This is a genomic window from Thalassolituus sp. UBA2009, from assembly GCF_002335285.1.
Lineage (GTDB): Bacteria > Pseudomonadota > Gammaproteobacteria > Pseudomonadales > Oceanobacteraceae > Venatoribacter > Venatoribacter alkanivorans.
In genome coordinates this window covers 21,574-47,165 of record NZ_DDCJ01000103.1, presented here as the reverse complement: position 1 = coordinate 47,165, position 25,592 = coordinate 21,574, and the positions used below count along the sequence as shown (strand labels likewise).

The 25,592-nt window shown below is 52.8% G+C and carries 18 protein-coding genes; 11 read left to right on the top strand and 7 right to left on the bottom strand.

The window, feature by feature from the left end; translation table 11 throughout:
- The first annotated feature begins 136 nt into the window (after positions 1-136).
- The gene (locus tag B3P58_RS13245) at positions 137-553 is read left to right on the top strand and encodes a DUF3429 domain-containing protein (RefSeq protein WP_225692622.1); all 417 of its coding nucleotides are present in this window, start codon (positions 137-139) and stop codon (positions 551-553) included.
- A 24-nt stretch (positions 554-577) separates the two neighbouring features.
- Here B3P58_RS13245 and B3P58_RS13240 read toward each other — a convergent pair whose 3' ends face one another.
- From B3P58_RS13240 to purB, 3 genes are all read right to left on the bottom strand, one after another.
- Positions 578-1,489, bottom strand: a complete 912-nt coding sequence (locus B3P58_RS13240; protein WP_286718121.1) for a GNAT family N-acetyltransferase — start codon at positions 1,487-1,489, stop codon at positions 578-580.
- Entirely contained in the window at positions 1,479-2,648 is a 1,170-nt protein-coding gene (locus B3P58_RS13235; RefSeq protein ID WP_286718120.1) for a cupin domain-containing protein, read from the bottom strand. The genes B3P58_RS13240 and B3P58_RS13235 overlap by 11 nt, the downstream gene beginning before the upstream one ends.
- Before the next feature lie 78 nt (positions 2,649-2,726).
- Positions 2,727-4,094 (bottom strand): adenylosuccinate lyase, encoded by a 1,368-nt coding sequence (gene purB / locus B3P58_RS13230; RefSeq protein ID WP_145469057.1) that lies wholly within the window; start codon positions 4,092-4,094, stop codon positions 2,727-2,729.
- Between the two features lie 263 nt (positions 4,095-4,357).
- Here purB and B3P58_RS13225 point away from each other — a divergent pair, with 263 nt between their 5' ends.
- Positions 4,358-4,918 carry a DedA family protein gene (locus tag B3P58_RS13225; RefSeq protein ID WP_286718117.1) on the top strand — a complete coding sequence of 187 codons (561 nt, stop codon included), beginning with the start codon at positions 4,358-4,360 and terminating at the stop codon, positions 4,916-4,918.
- Positions 4,919-5,017: 99 nt separating this feature from the next.
- Here the strand turns inward: B3P58_RS13225 and B3P58_RS13220 are convergent, their stop codons facing one another.
- Positions 5,018-5,854 carry a 6-carboxytetrahydropterin synthase gene (locus B3P58_RS13220; protein ID WP_286718114.1) on the bottom strand — a complete coding sequence of 279 codons (837 nt, stop codon included), beginning with the start codon at positions 5,852-5,854 and terminating at the stop codon, positions 5,018-5,020.
- A 317-nt stretch (positions 5,855-6,171) separates the two neighbouring features.
- Here B3P58_RS13220 and B3P58_RS13215 point away from each other — a divergent pair, with 317 nt between their 5' ends.
- A complete protein-coding gene (locus B3P58_RS13215) occupies positions 6,172-9,102 on the top strand; it encodes a hypothetical protein (protein ID WP_286718111.1) in 2,931 nt (976 codons plus the stop codon).
- Positions 9,103-9,180: 78 nt separating this feature from the next.
- Here the strand turns inward: B3P58_RS13215 and B3P58_RS13210 are convergent, their stop codons facing one another.
- The gene (locus B3P58_RS13210) at positions 9,181-10,125 is read right to left on the bottom strand and encodes a nucleoside recognition family protein (protein ID WP_286718109.1); all 945 of its coding nucleotides are present in this window, start codon (positions 10,123-10,125) and stop codon (positions 9,181-9,183) included.
- A 297-nt stretch (positions 10,126-10,422) separates the two neighbouring features.
- Between B3P58_RS13210 and B3P58_RS13205 the strand changes: the two genes are divergently transcribed.
- From B3P58_RS13205 to dinG, 6 genes are all read left to right on the top strand, one after another.
- The gene (locus tag B3P58_RS13205) at positions 10,423-12,600 is read left to right on the top strand and encodes a malate synthase G (RefSeq protein ID WP_145468469.1); all 2,178 of its coding nucleotides are present in this window, start codon (positions 10,423-10,425) and stop codon (positions 12,598-12,600) included.
- Between the two features lie 159 nt (positions 12,601-12,759).
- Positions 12,760-15,765: a hypothetical protein gene (locus B3P58_RS13200; RefSeq protein WP_286718106.1), complete on the top strand. Its 3,006-nt coding sequence runs from the start codon at positions 12,760-12,762 to the stop codon at positions 15,763-15,765.
- 140 nt (positions 15,766-15,905) lie between these two features.
- On the top strand, positions 15,906-16,814 hold the full coding sequence (locus B3P58_RS13195; RefSeq protein WP_286718104.1) for a hypothetical protein: 909 nt from the start codon (positions 15,906-15,908) through the stop codon (positions 16,812-16,814).
- A gap of 163 nt (positions 16,815-16,977) precedes the next feature.
- On the top strand, positions 16,978-18,498 hold the full coding sequence (locus B3P58_RS13190; RefSeq protein ID WP_286718101.1) for an ExeA family protein: 1,521 nt from the start codon (positions 16,978-16,980) through the stop codon (positions 18,496-18,498).
- 1 nt (position 18,499) lies between these two features.
- Positions 18,500-19,195, top strand: coding sequence for a general secretion pathway protein GspB (locus B3P58_RS13185; protein WP_286718099.1), 696 nt, complete (start codon positions 18,500-18,502; stop codon positions 19,193-19,195).
- A 16-nt stretch (positions 19,196-19,211) separates the two neighbouring features.
- A complete protein-coding gene (gene dinG, locus B3P58_RS13180; RefSeq protein WP_230332304.1) occupies positions 19,212-21,302 on the top strand; it encodes an ATP-dependent DNA helicase DinG in 2,091 nt (696 codons plus the stop codon).
- A gap of 66 nt (positions 21,303-21,368) precedes the next feature.
- On the opposite strand, the gene B3P58_RS13175 is transcribed toward dinG, so the two are convergent.
- Together B3P58_RS13175 and B3P58_RS13170 are read right to left on the bottom strand one after the other, a co-directional pair.
- Complete coding sequence (locus B3P58_RS13175) at positions 21,369-22,646, bottom strand: alpha/beta fold hydrolase (RefSeq protein ID WP_286718094.1); 1,278 nt, start codon at positions 22,644-22,646, stop codon at positions 21,369-21,371.
- A gap of 187 nt (positions 22,647-22,833) precedes the next feature.
- Positions 22,834-23,472 carry a hypothetical protein gene (locus B3P58_RS13170; protein WP_286718091.1) on the bottom strand — a complete coding sequence of 213 codons (639 nt, stop codon included), beginning with the start codon at positions 23,470-23,472 and terminating at the stop codon, positions 22,834-22,836.
- A 269-nt stretch (positions 23,473-23,741) separates the two neighbouring features.
- On the opposite strand from B3P58_RS13170, the gene B3P58_RS13165 reads away from it, so the two are divergent.
- Both B3P58_RS13165 and B3P58_RS13160 read left to right on the top strand, forming a co-directional pair.
- Positions 23,742-24,992, top strand: a complete 1,251-nt coding sequence (locus tag B3P58_RS13165; RefSeq protein WP_145468485.1) for a lipoprotein-releasing ABC transporter permease subunit — start codon at positions 23,742-23,744, stop codon at positions 24,990-24,992.
- Positions 24,985-25,592 (top strand): ABC transporter ATP-binding protein (locus B3P58_RS13160; protein ID WP_286718088.1); only part of this gene is annotated, 608 nt, incomplete at its 3' end. The genes B3P58_RS13165 and B3P58_RS13160, both read left to right, overlap by 8 nt.

The following is a 25,592-nucleotide window of genomic DNA, read 5'->3' as shown; positions in this document are numbered from 1 at the left end:
TGAATAATTCCCTTGTGTTTGCCCTGTGCGCTATCACCTTTCAGATGTGGCGCTGAATGAGGTGGCTGGGGATTCCTAACCGGATTTATTCAGATTGTCCTGCAATACAGACGTTGTTGAAGTAAGGAGTACCACGATGGCATTGTCTATTTCAGAGAAGCTCGGTTATGCCGGTCTGCTGCCTTTTATTGCCGGCGCGACAGCGGTTGTGTTGGGTATCGACGGGGGCGAAGAATTTTTTAAATTATATTCGTTGTTGATTCTGGCATTTATGGCCGGTGGCTGCTGGGGCGTTGAGCAGGCGAATCCGGAGCAGATTGATGAAATCCCGCTGGAGTTATCCATCGGCACTTTCCTTTGGGGATTGCTGGCGTATTTTCTGCCTACGAATGTCGCGGTGCTGATGTTTATGGTTGGTTTTTGGTTGCTGCTCTGGACTGAGACCAATCCGATTTTTAAACGTGCTTATGCCGAGTCTTATAAGCGTTTGCGTAATATTCTGACGGCAGCGGTAACTATTCTGAATGTTATCGTTTTTATCGCCGTTCACTGAGCGGTGATTAACAGACGGGGCGTTTTAAAGCCCCAGTCTGCGTCCTTCCCTGCATGGCTGGCCGTTGCGCCACCATTCCTGAAACTTTTCCAGCTGGCGGGCTACCGTTGCCCGGTCGTTCATGCAGGCGGTTACTTTATTGCGCTCAATGCTGATAAAAACCGCAGGCGTCATTAAAACCTGGTTGTTATTCACCGCCGAATGAACCTGCAGTTGTATGCGGCTGCTCATTCGTTGCTGTAGCTGTAAGAGCGGATGATCAGCAATGCCCGGATATTCGTGGGCAATTAATATACGGATGCTGCGCTGACGCGCTCCACGCAAATAACGGTTAAAGCAGGAGAGTGTGGTTTTATCCGACCACAATGGGTGGCTGAGGTCGGCAATGCTCAGATGGATGGCGGCCGGGCCAAAGTGACTGGCAATCTGCAGCATCCCTTCAGCCGCTGCAGGTTGTTCCAGTACATACACTTCGTTGTCTTTTCCAGGGATAAACTGTTCGCTGCCCTGGCTGGAGCGTCCCAGTACTTTGCTCATGCGCACATGGGGAATGCCGGCATCCCAGCAGAACTCCGTTTCCGGTGAAAAACCATTGTGATGGTAAAAGCCATAAGCCTGAGTCTGAACGGTTGCGCGCAGAATGCGGCCGCGCATTTCTTTCTCGTAATGGTGTTCTACGGCGCGCAGCAGCCGGGTTCCCCAGTTCTGGTTACGGTATTCAGGCAGTACGGCCATACGTCCGAAAGAACCATTGCTCAGCAGCCGGGCGCAGCCGACCGGACGCTTGCCATCGCGGGCAATAAAGTGCACCGCGTTGGCGTCGTCAGCATCCCATTCCATAGCTTCCGGGACGTTTTGCTCCTGAATGAATACGCGCTCACGGATGGCGCGTAAAATATCCCGGTGCTCTTTCCAGTTAGCGGTTTCAATCTCCAAGCTCGGTCTCCGGACTGTACAACATATGACGTTGCCAGAGGCTGGTCAGCAGGCTTTGGGCTGTTGTGCTGGCAGCCAGCGTCTGCAGAACCTCTGTTTCATATTGGCTGTTGTCGGCCAGATAGGCAACTAACGCCAGGTCGACCGCTGGCAGGGTCCAGCTGTGACCAAGGGCGAAGAAGCTGCACTGGTTATCCTGCTGGCTGTAAGCAAAGCGGGCAAATTCAGAGCGGCGCCATTGCTGGTAATGGTTCAGCTCGTCGCGTAATTCATCCCAGCTGGCTTCATCCCGTGGTTCAGGCAGTTGTTCCGGGTATTTGGCTTCGGTCATCAGTTTTCCCAGTACCTGCTGCAGACGCTCGTCATCGTTGAGGGCAGCGGTCAGCAGGGCGCGCAGGCGCGCGATCGCGTCCTGATCAATCAGGCCCGGGGTCTGGGTTGGGCGGATGCCGGCATCGGTGTAGCGCTGATCTTCACTGGCGCTGGCGAGAATATCGTCCATGGCGGCCTGTGCCAGTTCCGCCTGGCTTGGGGCGCGGAAGCCGATGGAGTAGGTCATGCACTCGCCCTGGGCGATACCGTAATGGGCCAGCTGTGGCGGCAGGTACAGCATGTCGCCGGGGTTCAGGGTCCAGCGCTCGGTTTCGTCGAATTGCTGCAGGACACGGATTTTCGGCCCTTTAAGAATCGGTGAGTCGTCGCTGCACATCTGGCCGATGCGCCATTCGCGCTGGCCTTCGGCCTGCAGCAGGAATACGTCGTACTGGTCGTAATGCGGGCCAACGGAACCGCCGTCGACGGCATAGCTGATCATCAGATCATCGATGCGCCAGCTGGGCAGGAAGCGGAAGTGTTCAAGAATATCGGCGGCTTCCGGAATCCAGTGATCGACGGCCTGAATCAGTAAGGTCCATTTGCTTTCCGGCAGGGCGCGGTAATCGTCTTCGGTGAAAGGGCCGGTGCGGATGGTCCAGGGACCGTCTTTGCCTTCTTCTTCGACCAGGCGTGATTCAATTTCTTCTTCCAGGCTCAGGCCGGCCAGCTCGGAGGAGCTGAGCAGAGGCTCGAAGTCCGGCCAGGCGTTGCGGATTAATACCGGTTTCTGCTGCCAGTAATCGCGCAGAAATTCTTCAACCGTCAGATGACCCAGAATATGCATAGTGTGTTACTCAGAATACGGATACAAAAAAGCCTCCGCCAGAAAGGTGCTGGCGGAGGCTTCCGATTTTAACGCGGCTTAAACGTTCTTCGCCTGATCTGCGGCATTACCAATGTAGGTAGCCGGAGTCATGGCATTCAGCTCGTCTTTGGCAGCTTGTGGCAGTTCCAGTGAGGCAATGAATTCAGCCATCGCGTCACGGGTAATGGCTTTGCCACGGGTAAAGGCTTTCAGTTTTTCGTACGGCTGTTCAATGCCGTAGCGGCGCATAACGGTCTGTACCGGCTCAGCCAGAACTTCCCAGGCGTTGTCGAGATCCTGAGCGATACGCTCTGCATTGACCTGCAGCTTGCTGATGCCTTTCAGGCTGGCCTGATACGCCAGCAGGCTGTAGCCCAGACCAACGCCCATGTTACGCAGTACGGTGGAGTCGGTCAGGTCGCGCTGCCAGCGTGAGATCGGCAGTTTCTGCGCCATATGAGTCATCACTGCGTTGGCGATACCGAGGTTGCCTTCGGAGTTTTCAAAGTCGATCGGGTTCACCTTGTGCGGCATGGTCGAAGAGCCTACTTCGCCAGCAATGGTGCGCTGTTTGAAGTAACCATTCGAGATGTAAGCCCAGATGTCGCGGTCAAAGTCGATCAGGATGGTGTTGAAGCGGGCGATAGCATCGAACAGTTCTGCGATGTAATCGTGTGGCTCGATCTGGGTGGTGTACGGGTTGAAGGTCAGGCCCAGAGAAGTCACGAAGGTTTCAGCGTTGGCCGCCCAGTCGATATCGGCGTAGGCCGACAGGTGAGCGTTGTAGTTACCCACGGCGCCGTTGATTTTGCCCAGCAATTCAACCGCTTTGATCTGCTTGATCTGACGCTCAAGGCGGGCCACAACGTTGGCCATCTCTTTACCCAGCGTGGTTGGCGAGGCGGTCTGACCGTGGGTACGTGACAGCATCGGCAGGGCAGCGTTTTCGTGGGCCAGGGCGCGGATCGCATCGGCGACTTCCTGCATAACCGGCAGCATAACGTCGTCACGACCGGCTTTCAGCATCAGCGCATGGGACAGGTTGTTGATGTCTTCAGAAGTACAGGCGAAATGCACGAATTCATTAACCGCCATCAGTTCGCTGTTGTCGGCAAACTTTTCTTTGATGAAGTATTCCACCGCTTTCACGTCGTGGTTGGTGGTGGCTTCGATGGCTTTGATGCGCAGGGCATCTTCTTCACTGAAGTTGGCAACGATGGCGTCCAGCTGTTGCTGGGTAGCTGCCGAGAAGGCCGGAACTTCGGTGATGGCTTCATGGGCCGCAAGGCGCTGTAACCAGCGGATTTCTACTTCGACGCGGGCACGGATCAAACCGAATTCGGAGAAAATCGGACGCAGTTGCACGGTTTTGTTGCCGTAACGACCATCAATCGGAGAAATAGCGGTCAGGGCAGACAGCTCCATTGGGTTCTGGGAGGACATAGCGACTCTCAACGGACAATGAATGTAAGAATTTTAAGGCGCGCAATTCTACCGGATTTTTTTGTATATCTCAGCACTGGCGGTGATTTAACTGCGCTTTCATGTCGCGAGTGCCCGTTGCGGGCGGTGAAGGTGTGCCGGTAAGGGCATTTTGCCGCTGGATTGGGCGTTATTGTCACTCACCCGTCACGCAGTTTCAGGTAGAATGCTGCGCAAATTTACAGGCCGTTAGCTGAGAAGTATTCATGCTGGACTCATTGCTGAGTTATTCCGACAGCCCCTTGTGGCTGGTTCTGGTGGTGATTGTGTCGACCTTTATGCTGGAAGACCTGGCGATTATTGGCGCCGGGATGCTGGCCGCGAGCGGTAAACTGGCGCCGGAAGTGGCCTTTGCGGCAACCTGTACCGGTATGTTTATTGGGGATACGGCATTGTATCTGTTTGGCCGGTTGGCGCATGTCTGGCCCTGGCTGGCGAACAAGTTCCGCCATGATCTGATTCAGCGTCAGGTGAAGCCTTTGCAGCAGGCACCCTGGCATCAGCTGGCGCTGATTCGCTGCATGCCGGGATTGCGTACTTTCGGCTATATCGCCTGCGGACTGGCACGGGTTCCGGGCTGGACCTTTACCCTGGCCAATGTGATTTCTATCGTGATTTGGGCTGCGATGATTTTTGGCGTGGCTTTCGTGTTGGGTAAACAATATGCCGAAACCCTGCACGAGTGGCTGTGGTTTGTGCTGCCGGTGGCTCTGCTGGTGTTTGTTCTCGGTCAACGGCGTTTGCGCGCTCGGATGGAAGCCGCCTGAGCGGGATGTGACAGGAGAATTTGTATCATAAAAAAAGCGGCTCTGGCGTTATTGCGCAGCGGCCGCTTTTTTTTTGTGTTGGCTGTTGCTGGCGGAAACTCAGGCCTCCGCAATGGCGCCTTTGTTAACACCTTCAAAAGCACGCACTCTGACCTGGCTGTCAGGGTGTAGCTGTTTGATGGTGTCGGCCAGATGGCGGGCGATAAATTCCACGGTGGTATCAGTGTTCATCATATAGTTGCGGCTGGCTGGCAGAGATAATTCGAATTCGCCTTGCTGTGCGCTGTAGCGGAACAGAAGCTGGTTGTTGTCGCTGCTGATCAGATCTTCCGCGCTGCCCAGATAAATATCGGCCCAGCGCTCTGCCCATTGTTGTTCAAGCGTACTGCTGCGCTCATCGTCAAGCCAGATCTGAATGCGTGAGCGATGACCGTGAGCGATGCGCTGGCAGTTGCCGTTGTGTTTTTTCAGGCCGTGACTGTAGTGATAAAACGCGCCATCGATGTCTTCTGCAGCGAAGCTCAGGGTCAGTTGTTCAACATTGACCGGGAAATGGCTGCGCAGTTGCTCACGGCACCAGTGAGCAACGCTGTTGGCGTCGATGTGTTCGGCATCGACCAGGGCAACGGCCTGGCGTGGTGCACGCATTTCCAGTAAGTCGCCGTTGTCGTACTGCCAGCTGAGTTCGATGATGTCACCGCTGTGTTTCAGGGTCAGGGCCGGTGACTGAACCGGCACCAGCAGGCGGTGATCGAGCTCGTCGTCCAGCCAGTTGCGCAGTGTCTTTTTGACGATGCCGAAGTCGCAGACCATGCCTTGTTCGTCGAGGGCGCCGTCGAGCACGGCGGATGCCCACCAGGTTTCACCTACCAGGCCGCGCTTGGCATCCAGATAGCTGAAATCGACATTGGTGAGTTGCTCTACGAATAACTGCATGGTGTTCCTCTGGTGTTCCGCTGAGAGGCAAAGCCCGACTGAGAGACAAAGCCTGAAATAGCCGCGCATTCTAGCGGAAAGCGGCCATCAGAGCATAGCACTGTGCGGCCAGTGAACCCGGTATGCGCCACGCCGGGAGGGGATTGAACCTGTCTCAGCTGTCCGGGTCTATGCACCACACTGTGTTTATAAAGAGTGGCATTAAGCCGTTCCTGAGCTATCGCCGCTGACAAAGCCTGTTATGATAGGCGGCATTTTTATATCTGAAGGATGCGTGAGTCGCTGCGTGTCCTGTATTAACTGAGTGATTCCTTTGTATGGCTATGCATAAACTTCTGACCGCTTCTCTGATGTTTCCTGCGCTGGCGGGTCTGATGTCCGGCTGCAGTGACAGCGGCTCTTCTTCTTCCTCAACTGTGTCGGTTTATGTTCAGGCCGGCCAGGAGGATATCAATCATGCCATCGTACGGTCGGTGTCGATTACCGAAGCCGGTTTGCCTAATGAGGATGCTGAAGGGCGCCTGGTCCGTTCAGAGTATGTTACTGATAAGCACGGTGTGGTTAAGGCTGTGATTTCGACCGGTGAGCTGCAATTGTTTGAGCTGGTTGGTCGTGATGCTGACAGTGATACAACTACGGCGGCAACTACTGTGCGTTGTCAGTGGGTTGCTGGTTGTTCAGCTGGTGCGTTTGCTGCGCATATGGAACAGACGGCCAATCTGGGCTGGCGTTCGGTTGCTTACGATCTGAGCAAAAATGAACGTATTCGTGTGACCCCCCTGACGGATCTGGCCGCTCAGCTGGCATTCGATTATGTCTATAACGAGAGTCTGGTCAGCGGTTCCGGCACTGTTGCGGATGTGGCTGTTGGTTGGGTCGAAACCGGCTATTACTCCGCGTATTCCACCGAGCAGGCTATCTCTCAGGTTTCCAGGGTATTTGGTATCAGTAATGTGCAGACCACAGAGCCTGCCGATCTCACCCAAATTAATGAATGGCGTGGCGCCGATGCCGCCAAAGCTGCAGACAGCATTCGTTACGGTGCCTTGTTGGCGGCCTGGGCACATCTGGCTGAAAACCATACTGCTGTCGATGGTGTTGATTTTACCCATGCCGTCGCTGCCGATTTCAGCGCCAATAAAGGCCAGATGATGCAGCTGGGTGGTACGCAGACGCTGACGCTGGCGGCACTGTATACCGATGCGATCAGCAATTTACAGGCACTGAACGTAACGGATGCGACTCTGCAGGGCTACATTGCCGGGGTTATTTCCGCACTGCAGGCTGATATTGATGGCTTCACCGCCGATACCCTGACTGCCAAAGTTCCCGATACGCTGTTGTCGCTGTTTGGTCAGAGTGACTATGACGATTTTGTGCTGGGCATTAAACGCACCAAGGCTTTTGTCGGGGTTATGCGCAATTACAGCGATACCTTTTTTGAAGACAGCTACAAAGCCAAGGTGGATCAGTATGTTGATCTGCTGAAAAAAATCGGTGATGAGCATGCCGCTAACCTGAATACAATCGTGACGGCTTATCGTGAGACGGCCGAGCTGTATCAGCAGACCTATCTGGCGGGTGCTAATACCTGTGCGGATACTTCGGCCTATGCCTGGGTGACTTCCTGTTCTTACAGCAACCCGACGATGACACTGAATAACGGTACGATCATCGTCAGTCAGGCGGTAGCGGATGTGAACACCACCGATGCCGATGACAAGCCAACGTCATCGAATGCTATTGATGTGCTGATTCGCGGTACCTATGAGCAGGGCACGCTGCGCTTTGTGGTCGATAACGTTTATGAAGGCGATAACGCTGCCAACGACATTCTTTCGGCCTCCGGTGTGCGCGTTTATTTCACCACGCCAGTGAGTACTCTGGCTGATCCGGCGGGGAATGAAATTCTGGGTTATGAAATGCGCTGGTCGGATTTTTCACTGTACGACACCAGTCGTGTCGGTGGAGTTGAAGAAGCCGAAGTAACCGGCAGCTATCGCATTTTCTTCCGCGGTGTGAAAGACCCGCAGGACAGTAACAGCGAGCGCCGTTTTAATATTGATACCGTGGTGCTGAATGGTCGTATTTCCGACAAAGTTGGCGACGACAATGAGCAGGATGTGGATTATTCAACCCTGTATGTGGCGGCGACCAGTACTAACGCTTCTGAGCATTATCCGGCGCAGCGTTTTGCTTCGTTCAACGGCTTCTTTACACCCAATCCGGCATTTGCGGCAGGCAATGTGGTAAATGGTCTTGTGAGCTATGTAACCGGTGAGCAGACGGTGGCCGGTCAGAATGTGCAGTATCTGGATTTTTATGTGCCGCTGGGTGAGTCGCAGCGTTTCCGTTTTTACCCGACGGTGAAACGTGAAGATGTTAATGACGTGGATAAAGATGACGATAAAACCGAACTGGTCAGTACCCACGATCTGGAGATTTGTGATCTGAGCAATTCCGGTGGTGGCTGGGTGGTCAGTTCCTGTAAGCCAAAGCAGCGTCTGTATGCAGAGCGTGATCTGCAGCTGGCCATTAACGATCTGTGGGAAGCCGGCGTGTTTTCACGGATTGAAATTCCGGGACGTGGCCTCTACTTCGTTACCTGGCCAACCAATACAGCGGACGCTAATGGCTGTCTGACGCTGGCGCCTCTGGCAACGGCGGAAACGTCAATGGATGGCACTTTGTACGATCCTATGGTGTTGGGGCTGAATGCGGTACGTGTTACCAGTGAAGTGCGTCTGAACGATCAGCCGCGTACCTTACTGGATGTACTGCTGAATGCGCCAACCATGGATCGCTATAAGCTGACCGCGGCGTTGTCGCATAGTTACTCCGGTCTCACCAGCAGCGACGTTTACCTGGGAACAGGGTCGTCACTGGATCGCGTTGTGCTGAGCTTTGATACCGATTCATCGTTTAAAACCACCGGCAGTCTGGCGGTGTACAGAGATGGTGTTGCCCTGACATTAAATGATGGAACAGAAACCACCATCGACAGTGAACTGACCGCCTACCTGCAGCAGAACTACAATCTGTCGCCGCTGCCATATAAGTACATCACCGGCAGTGATGGTAAGTACGATTTGTGCGTGCTGAATAACGTAGCTGAAGTGGCGGATAACACCGTGCTTGCTGATGCGGTATTCACGCTTAACTTCCGCGATGTGGTGTACGGCCGTATCCGTCAGGAGAATGGTATCTGGCTGATCCGCTATATTGATGGCAGCTGGGAGACGCTGTAATTTCACAGCGTTCAATAGGCATAAAAAAAGCGACCTTCGGGTCGCTTTTTTTATGCCTGCTTACAGAGTTTCGGATCTTCAGGCAAACAGCCAGACATGGCCGGCGGTGCGTAAAGCGATACCAATCAGTGCGCCATAAATGGCTGGGCGGACAACGGCGGCGACAGGCTTGCCTGCGGCAATCAGAATGGCAACGCCGGCAACATCGAGCGGACATAGCAGCAGGCCGGCGAGCAGGTTGATGTCCTGCGCGCTGAGTAATCCGAGCTGCACCTGTTCCATCGCGATACCCATCATGGCGGTGCCGCCGGCGATGTATTTGGTGATGGCCAGCAGCAGAGTTTGCTGTGGAAAACCGATAGCCGTGAGCAGAGGAGACAGCAGGCTTTCGAGTTCGCTGATGGCGCCGGTCAGGCGGATCAGGTTCACTGCCACCAGGGCAACGACCAGCAAGGGCAGTGCGCCCATGGCGATATCCCAGGCGTCGCTGCCGGCGCGGCGTATGACCTGCAACAGTTTGCCGTGCTCGGGATCGGCCTCTGGCATCAGTTCGGCAGAGGGCGGAGCGCTTTCTTCCACACTCAGCTTGCGGCCGAAACCATAGTAGGTTGCGGCGGCGGCAATCAGACCGGCAGGAATAGCCAGCAGCAGGGTGGTTGGTATATCCAGCCCGGCGGCGGCCATCGGGAAGACGACATTCGCCTGGGCGAGGGCCAGCACCATGGCCAGGGTCGCGGCGATGTGGCGTGGAGAGGAGCCGTTGCGTGCCATGATGGCCAGTGTTGCGATTGGCGCGGCGAAGCTGACCATGGACACCTGAATCAGGGCGAACACCCCAAGACCCGTCAGGCCGAACGGGCGTAACAACGGGCTGACCACGCGGACAATCCGCTGCAGCAGGCCGCGTGCTTCAAGCCAGCGCATGATGCTGAGCATCACAATCATAATGGGCAGCAGGATAAACAGGGCCAGCTCCACCGCCGAGCGGCCGGAGCTGAGAATGGTGGTGGCTATCTGATCCATAAACGTGGTTCTTGCTGAAAACGCAGACGATAACAGAGTTGCTGGTGTCCGGCTTTGGTTACTTGGTCGGAGATGACCGCTGTTCAGATGTATTTATACCGTTATCTATATAGTGATTTTACTTATCCCTGCTGCGGTTTTAGCGTGGTCATGACAGAGGCGGGTTAGCAGTCGCCAGTTCGTTCCTGTATACTCCCGCGTCTTAATTTGTGGCTGGCGATTGTCCGCAGTCGTTCAGTAGTGGTCAGAATGACCGGCAGCAGCCGGTTGTGATTGAATTTTTTTTGAGGCTTAACAATGACTGGATACGTTCAGAAGGGTGGCTTGCAGGTTGCTCAGGCGCTGTACGACTTCGTAAATGAAAAAGCGATTCCGGGTACTGGTATCGATGCAGAGAAATTCTGGGCAGAGTTCGACGTTCTGGCGAACGAACTGGCTCCGAAGAACAAAGCGCTGCTGGCCAAGCGTGATGATCTGCAGGCGAAAATCGATGCTTACCATACTGAACGCAAAGGTCAGCCTCACAATGCTGCAGAGTACAAAGCATTCCTGCAGGAAATCGGTTATCTGCTGCCTGAAGGCGCGGATTTCGAAGCAAGCACTGCTAATGTAGAGCCAGAAATTGGCCAGATGGCTGGTCCTCAGCTGGTTGTACCGGTAATGAATGCGCGTTTTGCTCTGAACGCTGCCAATGCCCGTTGGGGTTCTCTGTACGATGCGCTGTACGGCACCAACGTTATTTCTGAAGAAAACGGTGCAGAAAAAGGCACTGGCTACAACAAGGTACGTGGCGACAAGGTTATTGCTTATGCCCGTGCTTTCCTGAACGAAGCGGCACCTCTGCTGAGCGGCGACCACGTTGACAGCACCAAGTACGCGATCGAAGAAGGCAAGCTGGTTGTTACCCTGAAAGACGGTTCAACCACCACGCTGAAAAACGCGGCTCAGCTGGCTGGTTACAACGGTGATGCTGCTGCACCGGTTGCGATTCTGCTGAAGAATAACGGCCTGCATTTTGAAATTCAGATCGATGCAACCACTCCGGTTGGTTCTACTGACGCTGCTGGCGTTAAAGACATCCTGATGGAATCTGCACTGACCACCATCATGGACTGTGAAGACTCTGTTGCTGCGGTTGATGCGGCTGATAAAGTCGTAACTTACGGCAACTGGCTGGGCCTGATGAAAGGTGACTTGGCAGAAGAAGTGACCAAAGGTGGCAAGACCTTTACCCGTACCATGAACGCTGACCGCGAATACACTGGCCTGAACGGTGAAACCGTGAAGCTGAAAGGTCGTTCTATGCTGTTCATCCGTAACGTTGGTCACCTGATGACTAACCCGGCGATTCTGCTGGCTGATGGCAGTGAAATCCCTGAAGGTATTATGGATGGCATGATCACCACGCTGATCGCGATTCACGACCTGAAAGGCAATGCGCCATTCCGCAACTCTACTGCTGACTCCGTGAACATCGTTAAGCCAAAAATGCACGGTCCTGAAGAAGTGGCTTTTGCTAACGAACTGTTCGGTCGCGTTGAAGATGCACTGGGTCTGCCACGTTTCACCATGAAAATGGGCATCATGGACGAAGAGCGTCGCACTACAGTAAACCTGAAAGAATGTATCCGTGCTGCGAAAGACCGTGTTGTGTTCATCAACACCGGCTTCCTCGACCGTACCGGTGACGAAATCCATACCTCTATGCTGGCCGGTGCTTTCGTACCTAAGTCTGTAATGAAACAGCAGCTGTGGATCAATACCTACGAAAACTGGAACGTGGACACTGGTCTGGAAACTGGTCTGCAGGGCCGTGCTCAGATCGGTAAAGGCATGTGGCCTATCCCGGATGAGATGGGCATGATGATGGATCAGAAGATCGGTCACCCTAAAGCCGGTGCCAACACTGCATGGGTTCCGTCTCCGACTGCAGCGACTCTGCACGCTATGCACTACCACAAAGTAGACGTATTTGCTGTTCAGAATGAACTGAAAGGCCGTGAGCATGCATCTGTTGATGGCATCCTGACTATCCCTCTGATGACTGCTGAAGAAGCGGCTGCGCTGACTCAGGAACAGATTCAGAAAGAACTGGATAACAACTGCCAGGGCATCCTGGGTTACGTTGTGCGCTGGATCGATCAGGGCGTTGGTTGTTCCAAAGTACCTGATATCAACAACGTTGGCCTGATGGAAGACCGCGCGACTCTGCGTATCTCTTCCCAGCATGTTGCCAACTGGCTGGAGCACGGCATTTGTACCCGCGAACAGGTTGAAGACAGCCTGAAGCGTATGGCTGCGATTGTTGATGGTCAGAACGCAGGTGACCCGCTGTACATCAACATGGCACCAGGTTTTGATGGCATTGCCTTCCAGGCCGCGTCTGACCTGATCTTCAAAGGTAAAGAGCAGCCAAGTGGTTACACTGAGCCACTGCTGCACGCTTACCGTCTGAAGTTCAAAGCAGCTCAGTAATCTCATTTGCCTGATCGTTCAGACTGTGTGAGTAGGAAAAGCCCGGATTATTCCGGGCTTTTTTTATGTAAAAGCGGGGTAAAAGGGTATTGCTGACTGGTTGCTGATCAATGAGGCGGTTACAATCTGTTTACTTTCGCATTCAAAAGAAAAATAACTATGTTCTCTCTTTCCCGCATATCTCTGTTGCTGAGTGTCTGCCTGCTGGCGGCATGCAGCGGTAATGGTTCCAGTACCACCCGTAAGACGGAGCCGGTCAAATACGTTAACGGTTACGTTGGCAGTAGTGGTGTACAGAGTGCTGTGATTCAGGCTGTGTCCATCGATGTTCAGGGACAGACGGCAACCGAGGTCATTGATACCGATGATGGTCAGCAAGAAGTTTATGTCGGTGCAAAAGCCACTTCAACGACTGCAGCCTACTATCAGGTGAAGCTCGACAGTGATGATATCGGCCGCGCGGTTACCCTGATTGTCAGTGGGAAGAGCGATGACGCGACCGTTGAACGTTGTGAGCTGGTAAATGGCTGTTATGGTGGCTGGAGTTATCGGGCAACCAAAGCTGTACCGCAGGAATATGAGTTGCGTTCATCGGTCGGTAATGCTCAGAATAATATGCGCATCAATATTAATTGGGTAACGCATCTGGCCAGTGCACTGGCATATACCAGTTATATAGATAACAGTGGAGATGGTACCAACCCGGATGTACCACGGGCTGGTGTTTATACCGCTTTCACTATTGAACGCGCCAATTTATGGCTGAATGAGCTTTTCGGTTTGTCAGATATTGTATCGCTGCGTCCGCTGGCACCATCAGAACTGTATAAAGACAGTGGTCTGGCTTCAGCAATTAAGCAGGAATCAATTATCTATGGCGCCATTGTTGCGGCGGGGCAGCAGTTGGCACTCGAAGCCGGGCAGGATCCGGTTGACTGGTTGGCGGATGTGGTTGATGAATTTCTGCATAATCAGGGGCAGTTGTATCAGCGATCATCTGTGTCTTCGACCACTTCTCTGTATCGTATTTTCAGCGCTGCACGAACGGTTCTTCAGGAGAACCGAACCTATATTTCTGCTCAGAATTATTCTGTTCCATCAGAGCTGACAGCTGCTATTGCTGTACTTGATCAGCGCCTGGATGCTCTGGAAAGTAAAACGGATGAACTGACCGCGGTGGATATTCCTGCAAGCCAGGTAAAAAACTGGCTGGATCGTATTAATAATGCCCGTGCATTTATGGCTGATCTGAATGAGCGACTGGTTAACTATAAAGGTCAGGATCCGAATACCTGTAATAATGGCGAAGCTCAGGATGATAATAGCTGTGTACACAGTTTTATCGATCCGGCTTATGTTACTAAAACGGTAGATTATTATGACGCCTTGAACAGCATATACGAAGGCGTTGCTCCGCAATTGGCCACTGGTACCCGCACACTGAAAGATCTGGTGCTGGAGTTAATTGCTTGCACTAACTCCGGTTGCGCCGGTGATACCCGCTATGATGGCACTAATAAAAAACTTACTGTTGATGGTCTTGTTCTGACCATGGTGCCGGTTGAGTTGGGTGCGGAAATTGAAAAAGAAGGCAAGTACAACGCTTTTGATATTCAGTTATTGGGCGAAATAATCGTCGATGCGGATGATCCTGCTGTCCCTAATGTGCCAGGTGGCACCAGTGGGCCACTGGACACCATTGCCAGTATTAAGTTTAAAGAAGTTAAAGGTACCAACGACGCTGGCGAGGAAGTTAAAAGTTATTCGCGTGTCCGTATTGTATACAGTGGTGAAGAAGGTTTCTCTACGCCTCCTGACCCGGTTGTAACACCCCCTTTAGGTTATGACCTGGAATGGCCGGATGTTGAAATTCCAGTGACAGTTAATGGCGTTAATCAGGAATTCAATCTGTATTTCTCAGCCAAGTTGATTGGTGTTGATGATGTATTGGTCCCTGCATCTCCTCTGCATTACAACCTGACGTCTGTCGCTCTGTCGCTGGTTGCTAACAGTGACACTAAAGGGACGATTACAGAAGGTGGGAAAGAGGTTGAACTGAAAGATCTGGCTCAGGTCACTCTGTCGGCGACATCCTCTAATGCCGCTAATTATTATTCAGATTCTGTATGGCCTGAGCTGGATGATTTCTTCCGTGTGCGCAGTGGTTTTGAATCCGGAATTATTGAAAGTAACCTCTTCGAATACCGGATTATGGAAGATCAGAGTGTGCTGTTCAGTAAAATCGACGATAAAGAGGTTTTCCGTCAGGCTGACTATATTGATGTCAATATTACCGGCTACGGTATAAACCGGCTGGAAGTATTCGGCGATACCGATGGTGTGCCTGGTCTGCGTAAATGCTCGGTGATTATTAATGATGCTAATGAGCGGGAAACCAGCGTTTGCACACAGTTAAGTGAAAGCGAAGAAGAGCTCACTATTCAGAAACTTGTGGATGATGACCTGCTTGGCCTGTTTTCTATTCCCAGCCGCGGCGCGTACCGGCCATTGTTTCCTGATGTTGATAACAACGGCAGTTATGAATTAATAACCGGTACCGATGTGGTGCTTGATGGCAAGCTGGAAGCTGTATTTACTCAGGGTATTAATAATTTAAGTCTGCGCGCAGCACATGAACTGACCGAAGGGCAGGGGAGTGATGTTGAGCGTGCACCGTTGGCAATTGTCGATGTTAAATTAACCCGTACAAGTAAGGATGTTTGGGAGCTGGCTGTTGCAGCAGGTTATGACTACGACTATCTGGTTGATGTACTGCCAACCGGTGTTCGGGCGCAAAGTTTGTATCTGTCTTATCTGGTCGGTAATAACTCTGCTCCGGACGAAAATAATGCTGACGTAATCCGCGATTTTACCTTTGAATTAGGTGGGCTGATTATTTACCGAGGTGGTGTAAAACTCTTTACCTCGGAAGAAAAAGGCGAAAGCATTGGTGTCACCCTGGCCAGTCGTGTTGATTACGAACTGAATGGCAGTGGCCAGCCTTGCGGTGTTATTAATCGTAAGGATGAAATCGTGACCGGCAACTGTAATGCAGTCGGTTATCTGACCTACCGCAACTCCATAGTAGGTGTTATCCGTGAAGAGCGTGATGGCATTTATGTCGTCCGTTTCAGTGATGGTCAGTTCCTGGTGCTTGGCGGTTGAAGAACAAAGTTCACTCTTTCCTTTCTGCGGCGGTATATACCGCCGCATTCAGTTTTTCCTTTTCATCTCAGGCGGCCGATCGGCAGCTGTATTCGCTTCTGGAAATTCATGGCAGTTCACAGCCGGTTTCTCTGACCGATATGACGACTGGCTGGGATGGCGATTTTCAGCCAGGCACTTATGCCTATGCCGATGCCCGGTTTCGTTTTGGCATGCGTTATCAAAGCTGGCAGTTGGAGCGTGAAACGCGCTGGTATTATTACCTGACCTTTAATCGTGATACTTCAGAGTTTTACCGCGAGTTGGAGCTGGGGCTGCCCGGAGCAAAAGATCGTCAGTTGGACCTTGAAGTGAAAGGTCTGCAGGCGCGTGGCTTACGTCTTTCTCACCGTTTTGAGTTGCCGGCGCTGAGCATTACACCGGCGCTGGCCTATTACCATGTAGGTCATTTTCAGTTTGGTTCTCTCAGGGGGGCTTCTGTTGCGGGTGATCCGTTGACTGCATCAGCTGTGCTCGATTATCACTTTGATCAGGACAAAATTCTGGAATATCCGGCAGATGTCAGTGATGGTTCCGGCATCAGTATGGATATTTCATTCAGTGGCCTGCTAAAGGAGCGCTGGCAGCTGGATGCTGCCTTCAGTGATTTATGGAATCGCTGGCAGTTCGATGATGCCGCTTTCACTACCGGATGCATCAATCTGAGTGGTGGGGGGCAGGCGGTTTGCAACAGCTCTGGGGCCGCTTCCGGCCGCTCGGGGCAATCTTCTTATGTGACCGATATTCCCTGGTCATTGAATACCGGTGTTTATGACACGAGTTGGCAGTTGGGGGGGCGCTATTTTCAGCATGATCGCTATCAACGCTTCAGTCTTGCCAAAGACTGGACGACACCTTTAGGTGATATGGGGATGTCACTTCATTCTACGAATCAGGTTGGAGTGCACTGGCGTTCAGGCTGGCACCAGCTGGAAATAGTCAGCGATGATGTACGGCCCGCTTATGCACGGGATATTCAGCTGCGTTTGGGGCTAACGCTGGGTTGGTAGCGGGGCGGACTCTGTTTCTCTGTGACTGCTGCCTGTCTTATCTGTCCGTATTTCTGCGGTCTTCTTTCAACTGCGGGATGCGGCAAAATCCGCTATGATGCGCGCTGGATTTTAGCCGGCGTGACGTTGCCGGTAAGCACCGCCCTGAGCAGCAGAGTCTCCGATGTATCTTGAACATTTCGGTTTTCAGCGTTTCCCTTTCACCATTGCACCGGACCCGGATTTTCTCTTTCCGTCGAGCGGGCATCAGGAGGCACTGGCACATCTGCAGTATGCGCTGACCGGGCATGGCGGATTGATTTGTCTGACCGGTGAAGTGGGTACCGGTAAAACCACGCTGTGCCGTGCATTTCTTGCTCAGACACCCGCTGAAGTACGCACGGCGTATCTGTTCAATCCACAGTTGTCGGCGACGGAGCTGTTGCAAAGTCTGTGTGATGAGTTGGGGCTGAGCTATAACCCCGATGCATCATTACGTGAGCTGTACGCTTTGCTCAACAAGGCTCTGTTGGAATGGTATGCCGCCGGGCAGCGGGTAATCTGCGTGATTGATGAAGCGCAGAGTATGCCGCCGCCGCTGCTGGAACAAATCCGGCTGTTGACCAATCTGGAAACCCATAAAGAAAAGCTGCTGACGCTGATTCTTGTTGGTCAGCCTGAGTTGCGGGAATTGTTGGCCCGCCATGATCTGCGTCAGCTCAGTCAGCGTATTACCGCGCGCTATCACCTGCAGAATCTCAGCCTTACAGAAACCCGTGCTTATCTGCGCCATCGCTGTGCGCTGGCCGGTGTGGATGGACAGCTGTTCAGCCCGTCCGCCGCACGGCGGCTGTGGCGGGTAAGTGGTGGCGTGCCTCGCCTGATTAATAATCTGGCCGACCGGGCGTTATTGGGCGCTTATGCCCGTGGCGGCAGGCTGGTCGACGTCGCTTTGGTTAAAGGCGCTGAAAGAGAAATCCTTGGTCATGGTGCCGGATGGCTTGATCGTGCTCCGCGGCGCAGTGCCTTCACTTGGTTGTCGGCATTGATAGGCTTCGTATCCATGGCTGGCCTGCTGGTTTTGCTGTTTGTTTTCAGTCCGGCTTTGAAAGAGCAGATTTCAGACTGGCGAGCCCCTGTGACGGCAGACCCGGTGTCGCCGCTGGCGCTGCTGACGGCTGCCGGTTTGGCCGGAGAGTCTGACAATGCGGCAGAGGTTGTTACCTGTGAGCAGCTGCAGGGCAGTAAACAGTGTTTGTGGGTGGACTGGCCGTGGCTCAGGTTGCAGGGCCTGTCCGTGCCGGTTGCGGTACAGATGAAATCGGCAGAAGGATTCGTTTGGCAGCGCTTTAGTGCTGATCTTAATCCGGCATCGTATGCGGGACAGGCCTTATTACTGTGGCAGCCCCCCGCCGGATACAGCGGCCAGCTGGTTCGTCCCGGACAAAAATCGGATCTGATTCTCTGGATCCGCCGTCAGCTGAATATGGAATGGCAGGCAGACTGGCTGGTGATCAGTCCGGAAGGACAGAATAATCAGGTTGACTCGCGGTTTTATGATCCTTTGCTGGCCAACCGGGTTGCACAGTTTCAGGCGGAGCATGGGTTGAGTGCCGATAAAATTATTGGCCCGGAAACCTTGCTGTTTATGCAGCAGGCGGAACAGGATGAGGTCCGTCCTGGTCTGGCAGGAGGGGATAATTAATATGTCTTATATCCTCGATGCCCTGAAAAAATCGGAGCAGGAGCGTGCCCGGCAGATGAACCAGCCAATGTCGTTGCAGGACAGTACGTCGATATCCCTGGCGGCAGAAACACCGTTCAGAAGTATTAACCGGATCTTGTTGTCTGTTGCACTGGTTACGGTAATCACGGGACTGTTGTATGGCCTGACTCTGTTAAGTGGTAAATCCGCACCGGTGCCGGTGGAGAATACACCGCAGGTAACTGCACTGGCTGACGATATAACCCCGGCCGCTGAGACAGTAACCTTACGCCAGGCACCGCCGGTTGCTGCGGTAACGCCGGCCGTCGGAGCGACACCGGTTCCGTTGCAACAGACGCCGGTATCGACGCCATCTCCGGCACCGGAAACAGCCATTGATTCTGAGCTGCGGGAGACTGCGCAGCGGGAAGCTGTGCCGCGCGCTGGTGTTGAAACCCGCTCGTTACCTCCGTTAGCGTCTTTACGCCGGATTCCGCAGTTAATGATCACCAGTCATATTTACAGTCCGGTGCCGGAGAAGCGTACGGTCAGTATGAATAATCGCGAGTGGAATGAAGGAGACCTTATTGCTCCCGGCATTATTCTGAAAGAAATTACCCCGGGCGGTATTCTGCTGGATGTTGATGGCTGGCCATTGCAGGTTGGCCGCAGCAAAGGCTGGCAGGCCATTCCCTGATGCGAGAAAAGACAGCATGCTGAGCAGTGAAAGCAAAGAACGCATCCAGGCGTTGTATCGTGAGTGCATTAAAGCGCTGGATTTAAAACCGCGTTATGGTCAGCGGGTAATGATTGCTGAAATTGCCAAAAGTCTGGGCGCTATTCATGAAGATGATAAAGGCCAGCGCGATAATGATAATGGCATCGCGGTGGTGGAAGCGGGTACAGGTACCGGTAAAACACTGGCGTATCTGCTGGCTGCTTTGCCGATGGCGATTGAAAAAGAAAAGAAACTGCTGATCTCGACGGCCACCGTCGCCTTGCAGGAGCAGATTCTGGATAAGGATCTGCCGAATTTAAAAAAGACCATTTCTCTGCCATTTAATTTTGCCCTGGCAAAAGGCCGTGGCCGTTATCTGTGTTTGTTAAAACTGGATAAATCATTGCAGCATTTGTCCGGATTGTTATCCACGGTCGATTTATTTGAGCAAACGCCGGAAGAGCAGGACAGGGAGCTTTATGAATCTTTATTGCAATCGTATGGCTCCGGTAAATGGGACGGTGACCGCGACCGTCTGACCGATGCCATCGAAGACAAACAATGGTCGCATTTAACCGCCACACACCGTGAATGCTCAAACCGGCGCTGCCCGCATTTCCAGAACTGTGCTTTTTATAAAGCCCGTAATGCGATGGAAGATGCGGATGTGATTGTGGCCAACCACGATCTGGTGCTGGCTGATTTATCGCTGGGTGGTGGTGCAGTGTTACCTGCGCCGGAAAAAACCATTTATGTGTTCGACGAAGGCCATCATCTTGCCGATAAAGCCCTCAATCATTTCCGTCTTGAAATCGGCGTGCGGGCGCAACGCCAGTGGTTGCAGCAGCTAGAAAAAGGCATTGAGCAGTTTGTTGCAGCCAGCGGTATTCCGCACAGCATCATGCATTCATTAACGGAGGCACCGCAGAATATCCGCGATATTCTGCAAAGCATCAGCCTGGTCTGGCCATTACTAATGGATATGATCGGCGATCAGGACCGGCTGCGCTTTGAATCGGGAAAAATGCCGGAGAACTTACGTCAGCTGCTGATCAATATAAAAGGACCGTTGCAGCCTCTGTTGCTGTGTCTGGATAAGCTCAATGACATGCTGCAGAAATCCCTCGATCCGAAAGAAGATGGTGATTTTACCCGCGACGTAGCAGAAGCCTGGCAGGCGCCAATGGGTATTATGTTTTCCCGTGCGGAGCAATTATCCGAAGCGCTGTCCTGGCTCTGTGCCGAAGAGGCTGAGGGTGCTCTGCCGGTAGCGCGCTGGTTGTCGAAAACCCCGTTTGGCGATGGCTGGGATATTCGTCTGAGTGCCTCGCCTATTGCGGTGGCCGATCAGTTACGCAAAAACCTCTGGTGGCGCTGCTATGGTGCGGTGGTTACCTCGGCAACCCTGACGGCGCTGAACAGCTTTAATAAATTAAGCTGGGAAAGCGGTTTGCCCGACTGGGCAAATTATCAGCGGGTTATGAGTCCTTTCGATTATCAGAAGCTGGGTGAGTTGCAACCGGTGTCGCTGGCATCTGATCCCAAGAGCGATCAGTTTCAGGCGGATATTGAAGACTGGCTGAAAAACAATACCGACCTGAGCCGGGGAACGCTGGTGTTATTCAGTTCCCGTGCCCAGCTTGAGGCTACGCGTGATACGTTTTTGCACGACTGGTATGACCAGCTGCTGTGTCAGGGCTTTTTACCGAAAGCAGAAATTGTCCGCCGCCATAAAGAGCGGATTGATAATGGTGAGGGCAGCATTATTTTTGGTCTCGCCAGTTTTGCTGAAGGGATCGACTTACCGGGCGAATATGTCACCCATGTGGTGATTGTTAAAATTCCGTTTGCGGTGCCCGATGATCCGATTCAGGCTGCGATCAGCGAATGGATGGAAAGCCGTGGACGCAATCCTTTTATGGAATTAACCCTGCCTGCGGCTTCTATTCGTCTGGTGCAGGCCTGTGGGCGTTTAATCCGTACCGAAGAGGATCGGGGACGCATCAGTATTCTCGATAAGCGGCTGTTGTCGCATCGCTATGGCAAGTTGTTACTGGATTCTTTACCGCCTTTTAAGCGGATTTAATAAAGAAATACGCGAATAAAAAAAGCCCGGTAATTACCGGGCTTTTTTGTGCCAGAGGAGGGGTTTTCAGGCCAGCTGCTCTCTGAGGTCATTATCATTCTGATCGCGAATCATCAGTAAATGACCTTCAAGATAGGCGAGCAGCTGATCGGCTTCTTTCAGATCGCGCTGAATCAGCAGGCAGCGCAGCTGTTTGCGCTCACGCTCCATAATACGCACATGGAAGCGGGCGCCGGTTTCCGGAATTTCCAGATACAAACCACGGCTGGATTCAGACAGGCTGAGATCCACATGAGTTTGCTCCAGTTCGCAGCCAGCAAAGTTAATATTGTTAATGCGAACAATGTGCTCTTTGCCATTCACTTCATCGATCAGACGATAAGGCTGCTCCAGCGGACGTTGGCGGCTTTGCAGACGCTGGTCGGCAAGATCATAGGCTTCCGGATTGTATATTTCGGTACCGTCTATACCTTCCAGAGACTCGCCACACATAAAGCTGTGGAACAGGGTGCTTGAGGCTTCTTTGCGCTCAAACTGGGCCAGATGATCAGCGTTTTTGATGATGGCGAAAGTAGCATTGGCACACTGACGGGCAACGGCAGCGTTTTCTGATGGCAGGGTGAAGTTATCGAACTCACCGGTTGCAATCATGGTCGGGCATTCAGGGAAACGTTCGAAGCCTGGGAAATCGAGCAAGCGTTGCGTGTTTTGTGCGTAGCGCTGACGCTCATTGTCGTTCAGTCGGGCAATCTGACGGAACAGAAGACGGCGATAGGTCGGGCTGACTTCGGTTGCCTGCAGACGATTGTGATTGATCAGATTGCAGACGGCGGTGGTCGCGAAAGCGTTCATATCACCAGCGGCCAGCAACTCCAGCGAGTCTGCCAGCAGGGTGATCAGGCTTTCGCGGCGGAAACAGGTGATGCCCGATAACAACAGGCGTTCAATCCGCTGCGGGTAGGCCGCCGCAAACAGAGTGGCCATGGCCGAGCCATAGCTGATGCCCAGCATCTGAACTTTATCCAGCTGCTGTTCCTGACAGAACAACTCAATCAGGTCAGCGTAGTCATTCAGGCTGAGTTCCGGAGCAAGCTGATCGTTGCTGCCCTGTGAGGGGAAGTCGGCCAGAATTACCGGATGTGTGCTGACGACTAATTCCACTTCACTTTTGAATGAGGTGAAACTCTGGAATGCACCACCGAGAAAAACGACAGGCGTTTTATGGAGGTTTTCCGGAAGGCTGTATGCCTGGAATTCGACTTTGTACTGCCCGCGGGGAGTATCCAGCAGTTGGATGCGGGGAGTGTTGCGTAGATCGGCGGCAGAGAAGGTAGAGAACTGCATAACACAATTGGCTCTTTTATTCTTATAGTTTCCCGACTCTACCCCATTTATAGACAAATGGCCACAGTTGTATGTTTTCTTTACGGAACGCTGATGTTGTTGTAAGCGTTTGATTATATTGATGTTTTTGTATTTTTGTGGGCCGTTTCCTGAGGCGTTTCAGGGATATTGGCCCGCAATGTCCGACTTATTGCTGAGGAAGATTGATCGTGAAAATGATTTCTGAAGGAGTTACATCTATCCGGTATTCTCCGCCCGGAGTTTGGTGAGTCTGGGCGTTGATGTTGTCGCTGTTCGGAATGCTGATAGCAAACTGTCCCGGTGCAATGTTGTATCCCAGGCCGGCCGGTGGCGTGACATCGGGAGTTATGTTGGTCGGGAATTGCAGGTTACCGTAGTCAATCGGCGTACCGGGTTCGAGGCCAAGGACATCACGCAGGTATTCCTCTCGCAGAGCCTGTTGTGGGTCCAGTGCCGGAGTGTGGAAATCGTAGGTGCTTTGACTCAGCAGAGCGTTGTCCCGCTGCTCTGACAAATATTGATCAGCAATTTGGGAGGGGACTTCTGTTCCGCCATTTAACTGATCACTTTCGCTGTAGGGCTTATCCAGTGGTGACACCCGCAGGGAGGCGTCCCCCTGACCGTTTTCCGCTTTCTGGGCGGCGGGCTGCCGGCGGACAATGACCGTGGTGTCTTTAATGTAGGCTTCGGTCATTTCTTCGGGCGGAATTTCTGTGATTTCGGCCTGAACGGACGCGCTGATAAGTATGCTGGCCGGCAGTATGAGTGACAGAGGCAGCAACGCGGAAAGAAAGGAACGGTTCATGGCGGTGTGTCCGGTTAGTTTTTCTTTATCCTAGAGCAGGGCGATAAAAGGACAAGGTTCTTTACGTCAAGTTTGCCTCTGGTTCTCTGTGCGGCGTCTGTGGTGGAACTGATGGCCCGGAATGCCGCATATTTTTGTGATTGAAGAGGCATCGTCTCTATACAATCCGCAGCTTTTCCGTGCACGGGTGTCGCTAAATCCGGCATTGTCGGGCACTATTGCGTCCGGATTGTTGTCCACCCCGTTCTCTCTGTTTGATTAAGGTCACAATGAACATTTCAGAATCCTCTCTGCCTTTATGGATAGGCCTGCGTTATCTGGCAGCTAAGCGACGAAATCATTTTATTTCTTTTATTTCAGCATCTTCGATGGTTGGTATGACACTGGGTGTGGCAGTCCTGATTCTGGTGCTGTCGGTGATGAATGGCTTTGATCGCGAATTACGCGAGCGGATTCTCGGAATGGTGCCCCATGGCGTGTTGTATGAACGCGGTGGTATTAACGATTGGCAGGTGCTGGCTGAACAGGTTGAACAGCAGCCGGGTGTCGTGGCTGCCGCACCTTTAACCCGTCTGCAGGGCATGCTGGGTTATGGCGGTCGTGTTCAGGGGGTAATGGTTACCGGGATTGAACCCGCGGCAGAGGCGCGGGTTTCGATTTTGCCGCAGCATGTCATTGATGGTCAGCTGGACGATTTACAGCCCGGCAGTTTTGGTGTGCTGCTGGGCAGTTTGCTGGCGCAACATCTGAATGTTGTGGTGGGCGATAAAATTACTTTGATGCTGCCGGAAGCAACTCTGTCACCGGCCGGGGTATTGCCACGCATTAAACGTTTAACGGTGGTGGGTATTTTTTCGGTAGGGGCTGAGCTGGATGCCAATCTTGCCGTCGTGAATCTGGAGGATGCGCGCAAGCTTGGGCGCATCAATGCTCAGGCTCAGGCTTTACGGGTTAAATTCAGTAATTTATTCGATGCGCCGGCTGGTATCTGGCGCATGGTCAATACGCTGGATGGTTATTACACCGGCAGCGACTGGACCCGTACCCACGGCAATTTATTTCAGGCGATTAAGCTTGAGAAAACCATGATTGGCCTGCTGTTGCTGATTATCGTTGCGGTGGCTGCCTTTAACATTATTTCAACGCTGGTTATGGTCGTAACCGATAAACAAGCCGATATTGCGATTTTACGTACCATGGGCGCACGGCCATCGACCGTGATGGGTATTTTTATGGTGCAGGGTCTGTCTATTGGTCTGGTCGGCGTTGTCCTTGGCACGATACTGGGCGTGTTGGGAGCGTTAAGTATTTCCGAGATTGTTGCCTGGGTTGAGCAGACTTTTGGTTTCCAGATTTTAAGTGCCGACGTGTATTTTATTTCATATTTACCGTCACAGTTGTTATGGAGTGATGTGGTGATTGTAACCAGTGCTTCCTTGTTGCTGAGTTTCCTGGCGACGCTGTATCCATCGTATCGCGCATCGCGTGTTCAGCCTGCGGAGGCATTACGCTATGAGTGAGTCCTGGGTGCTTGAGGCTACGGGCCTGCGTAAAACCTACACATCCGGACCACAGGCGGTAACAGTCTGGCAGGATGTGGATTTAAAGATCAAAGCAGGGGAGTCGGTCGCCATTGTCGGTGCCTCGGGTTCCGGTAAAACCACATTACTGAATGCGCTTGGCGGACTGGACACGGTCGATGCCGGTGCCGTCATTATTGGTGGCCAGCCATTGACCAAATTGAGTGATGCGCAGCGTACCCGCCTGCGTAATCAGGAAATTGGATTCGTTTATCAGTTTCATCATTTATTGCCGGAATTTTCGGCGCTGGAAAATGTGATGATGCCGCAGTTGCTGGCCGGTGTTGCACGTAAGGCCGCGGCCGCCCGGGCGCGTGAGTGCCTGGCGCAGCTGGGGCTTGAACATCGTGTTGATCATAAACCGGCGGAGCTGTCCGGTGGTGAGCGTCAGCGTACGGCGATTGCCCGGGCTTTGGTGAATCGTCCACGACTGGTGTTGCTGGATGAACCAACCGGTAATCTGGATCAGCAAACCGCGCGACAGGTCGAGGCTGCTATGTTAGCTCTGACCGAGCAGGCTGAGACGGCATTTATTATGGT

Bases quoted from the DNA above. Each gene is read 5' to 3' on its own strand.
- B3P58_RS13245 (WP_225692622.1), top strand. From the start codon at position 137: ATGGCATTGTCTATTTCAGAGAAGCTCGGTTATGCCGGTCTGCTGCCT.
- B3P58_RS13235 (WP_286718120.1), bottom strand. From the start codon at position 2,648: ATGCATATTCTGGGTCATCTGACGGTTGAAGAATTTCTGCGCGATTAC.
- purB (WP_145469057.1), bottom strand. From the start codon at position 4,094: ATGGAGCTGTCTGCCCTGACCGCTATTTCTCCGATTGATGGTCGTTAC.
- B3P58_RS13225 (WP_286718117.1), top strand. From the start codon at position 4,358: ATGCTGGACTCATTGCTGAGTTATTCCGACAGCCCCTTGTGGCTGGTT.
- B3P58_RS13220 (WP_286718114.1), bottom strand. From the start codon at position 5,854: ATGCAGTTATTCGTAGAGCAACTCACCAATGTCGATTTCAGCTATCTG.
- B3P58_RS13215 (WP_286718111.1), top strand. From the start codon at position 6,172: ATGGCTATGCATAAACTTCTGACCGCTTCTCTGATGTTTCCTGCGCTG.
- B3P58_RS13210 (WP_286718109.1), bottom strand. From the start codon at position 10,125: ATGGATCAGATAGCCACCACCATTCTCAGCTCCGGCCGCTCGGCGGTG.
- B3P58_RS13205 (WP_145468469.1), top strand. From the start codon at position 10,423: ATGACTGGATACGTTCAGAAGGGTGGCTTGCAGGTTGCTCAGGCGCTG.
- B3P58_RS13200 (WP_286718106.1), top strand. From the start codon at position 12,760: ATGTTCTCTCTTTCCCGCATATCTCTGTTGCTGAGTGTCTGCCTGCTG.
- B3P58_RS13195 (WP_286718104.1), top strand. From the start codon at position 15,906: ATGACGACTGGCTGGGATGGCGATTTTCAGCCAGGCACTTATGCCTAT.
- B3P58_RS13190 (WP_286718101.1), top strand. From the start codon at position 16,978: ATGTATCTTGAACATTTCGGTTTTCAGCGTTTCCCTTTCACCATTGCA.
- B3P58_RS13185 (WP_286718099.1), top strand. From the start codon at position 18,500: ATGTCTTATATCCTCGATGCCCTGAAAAAATCGGAGCAGGAGCGTGCC.
- dinG (WP_230332304.1), top strand. From the start codon at position 19,212: ATGCTGAGCAGTGAAAGCAAAGAACGCATCCAGGCGTTGTATCGTGAG.
- B3P58_RS13175 (WP_286718094.1), bottom strand. From the start codon at position 22,646: ATGCAGTTCTCTACCTTCTCTGCCGCCGATCTACGCAACACTCCCCGC.
- B3P58_RS13170 (WP_286718091.1), bottom strand. From the start codon at position 23,472: ATGAACCGTTCCTTTCTTTCCGCGTTGCTGCCTCTGTCACTCATACTG.
- B3P58_RS13165 (WP_145468485.1), top strand. From the start codon at position 23,742: ATGAACATTTCAGAATCCTCTCTGCCTTTATGGATAGGCCTGCGTTAT.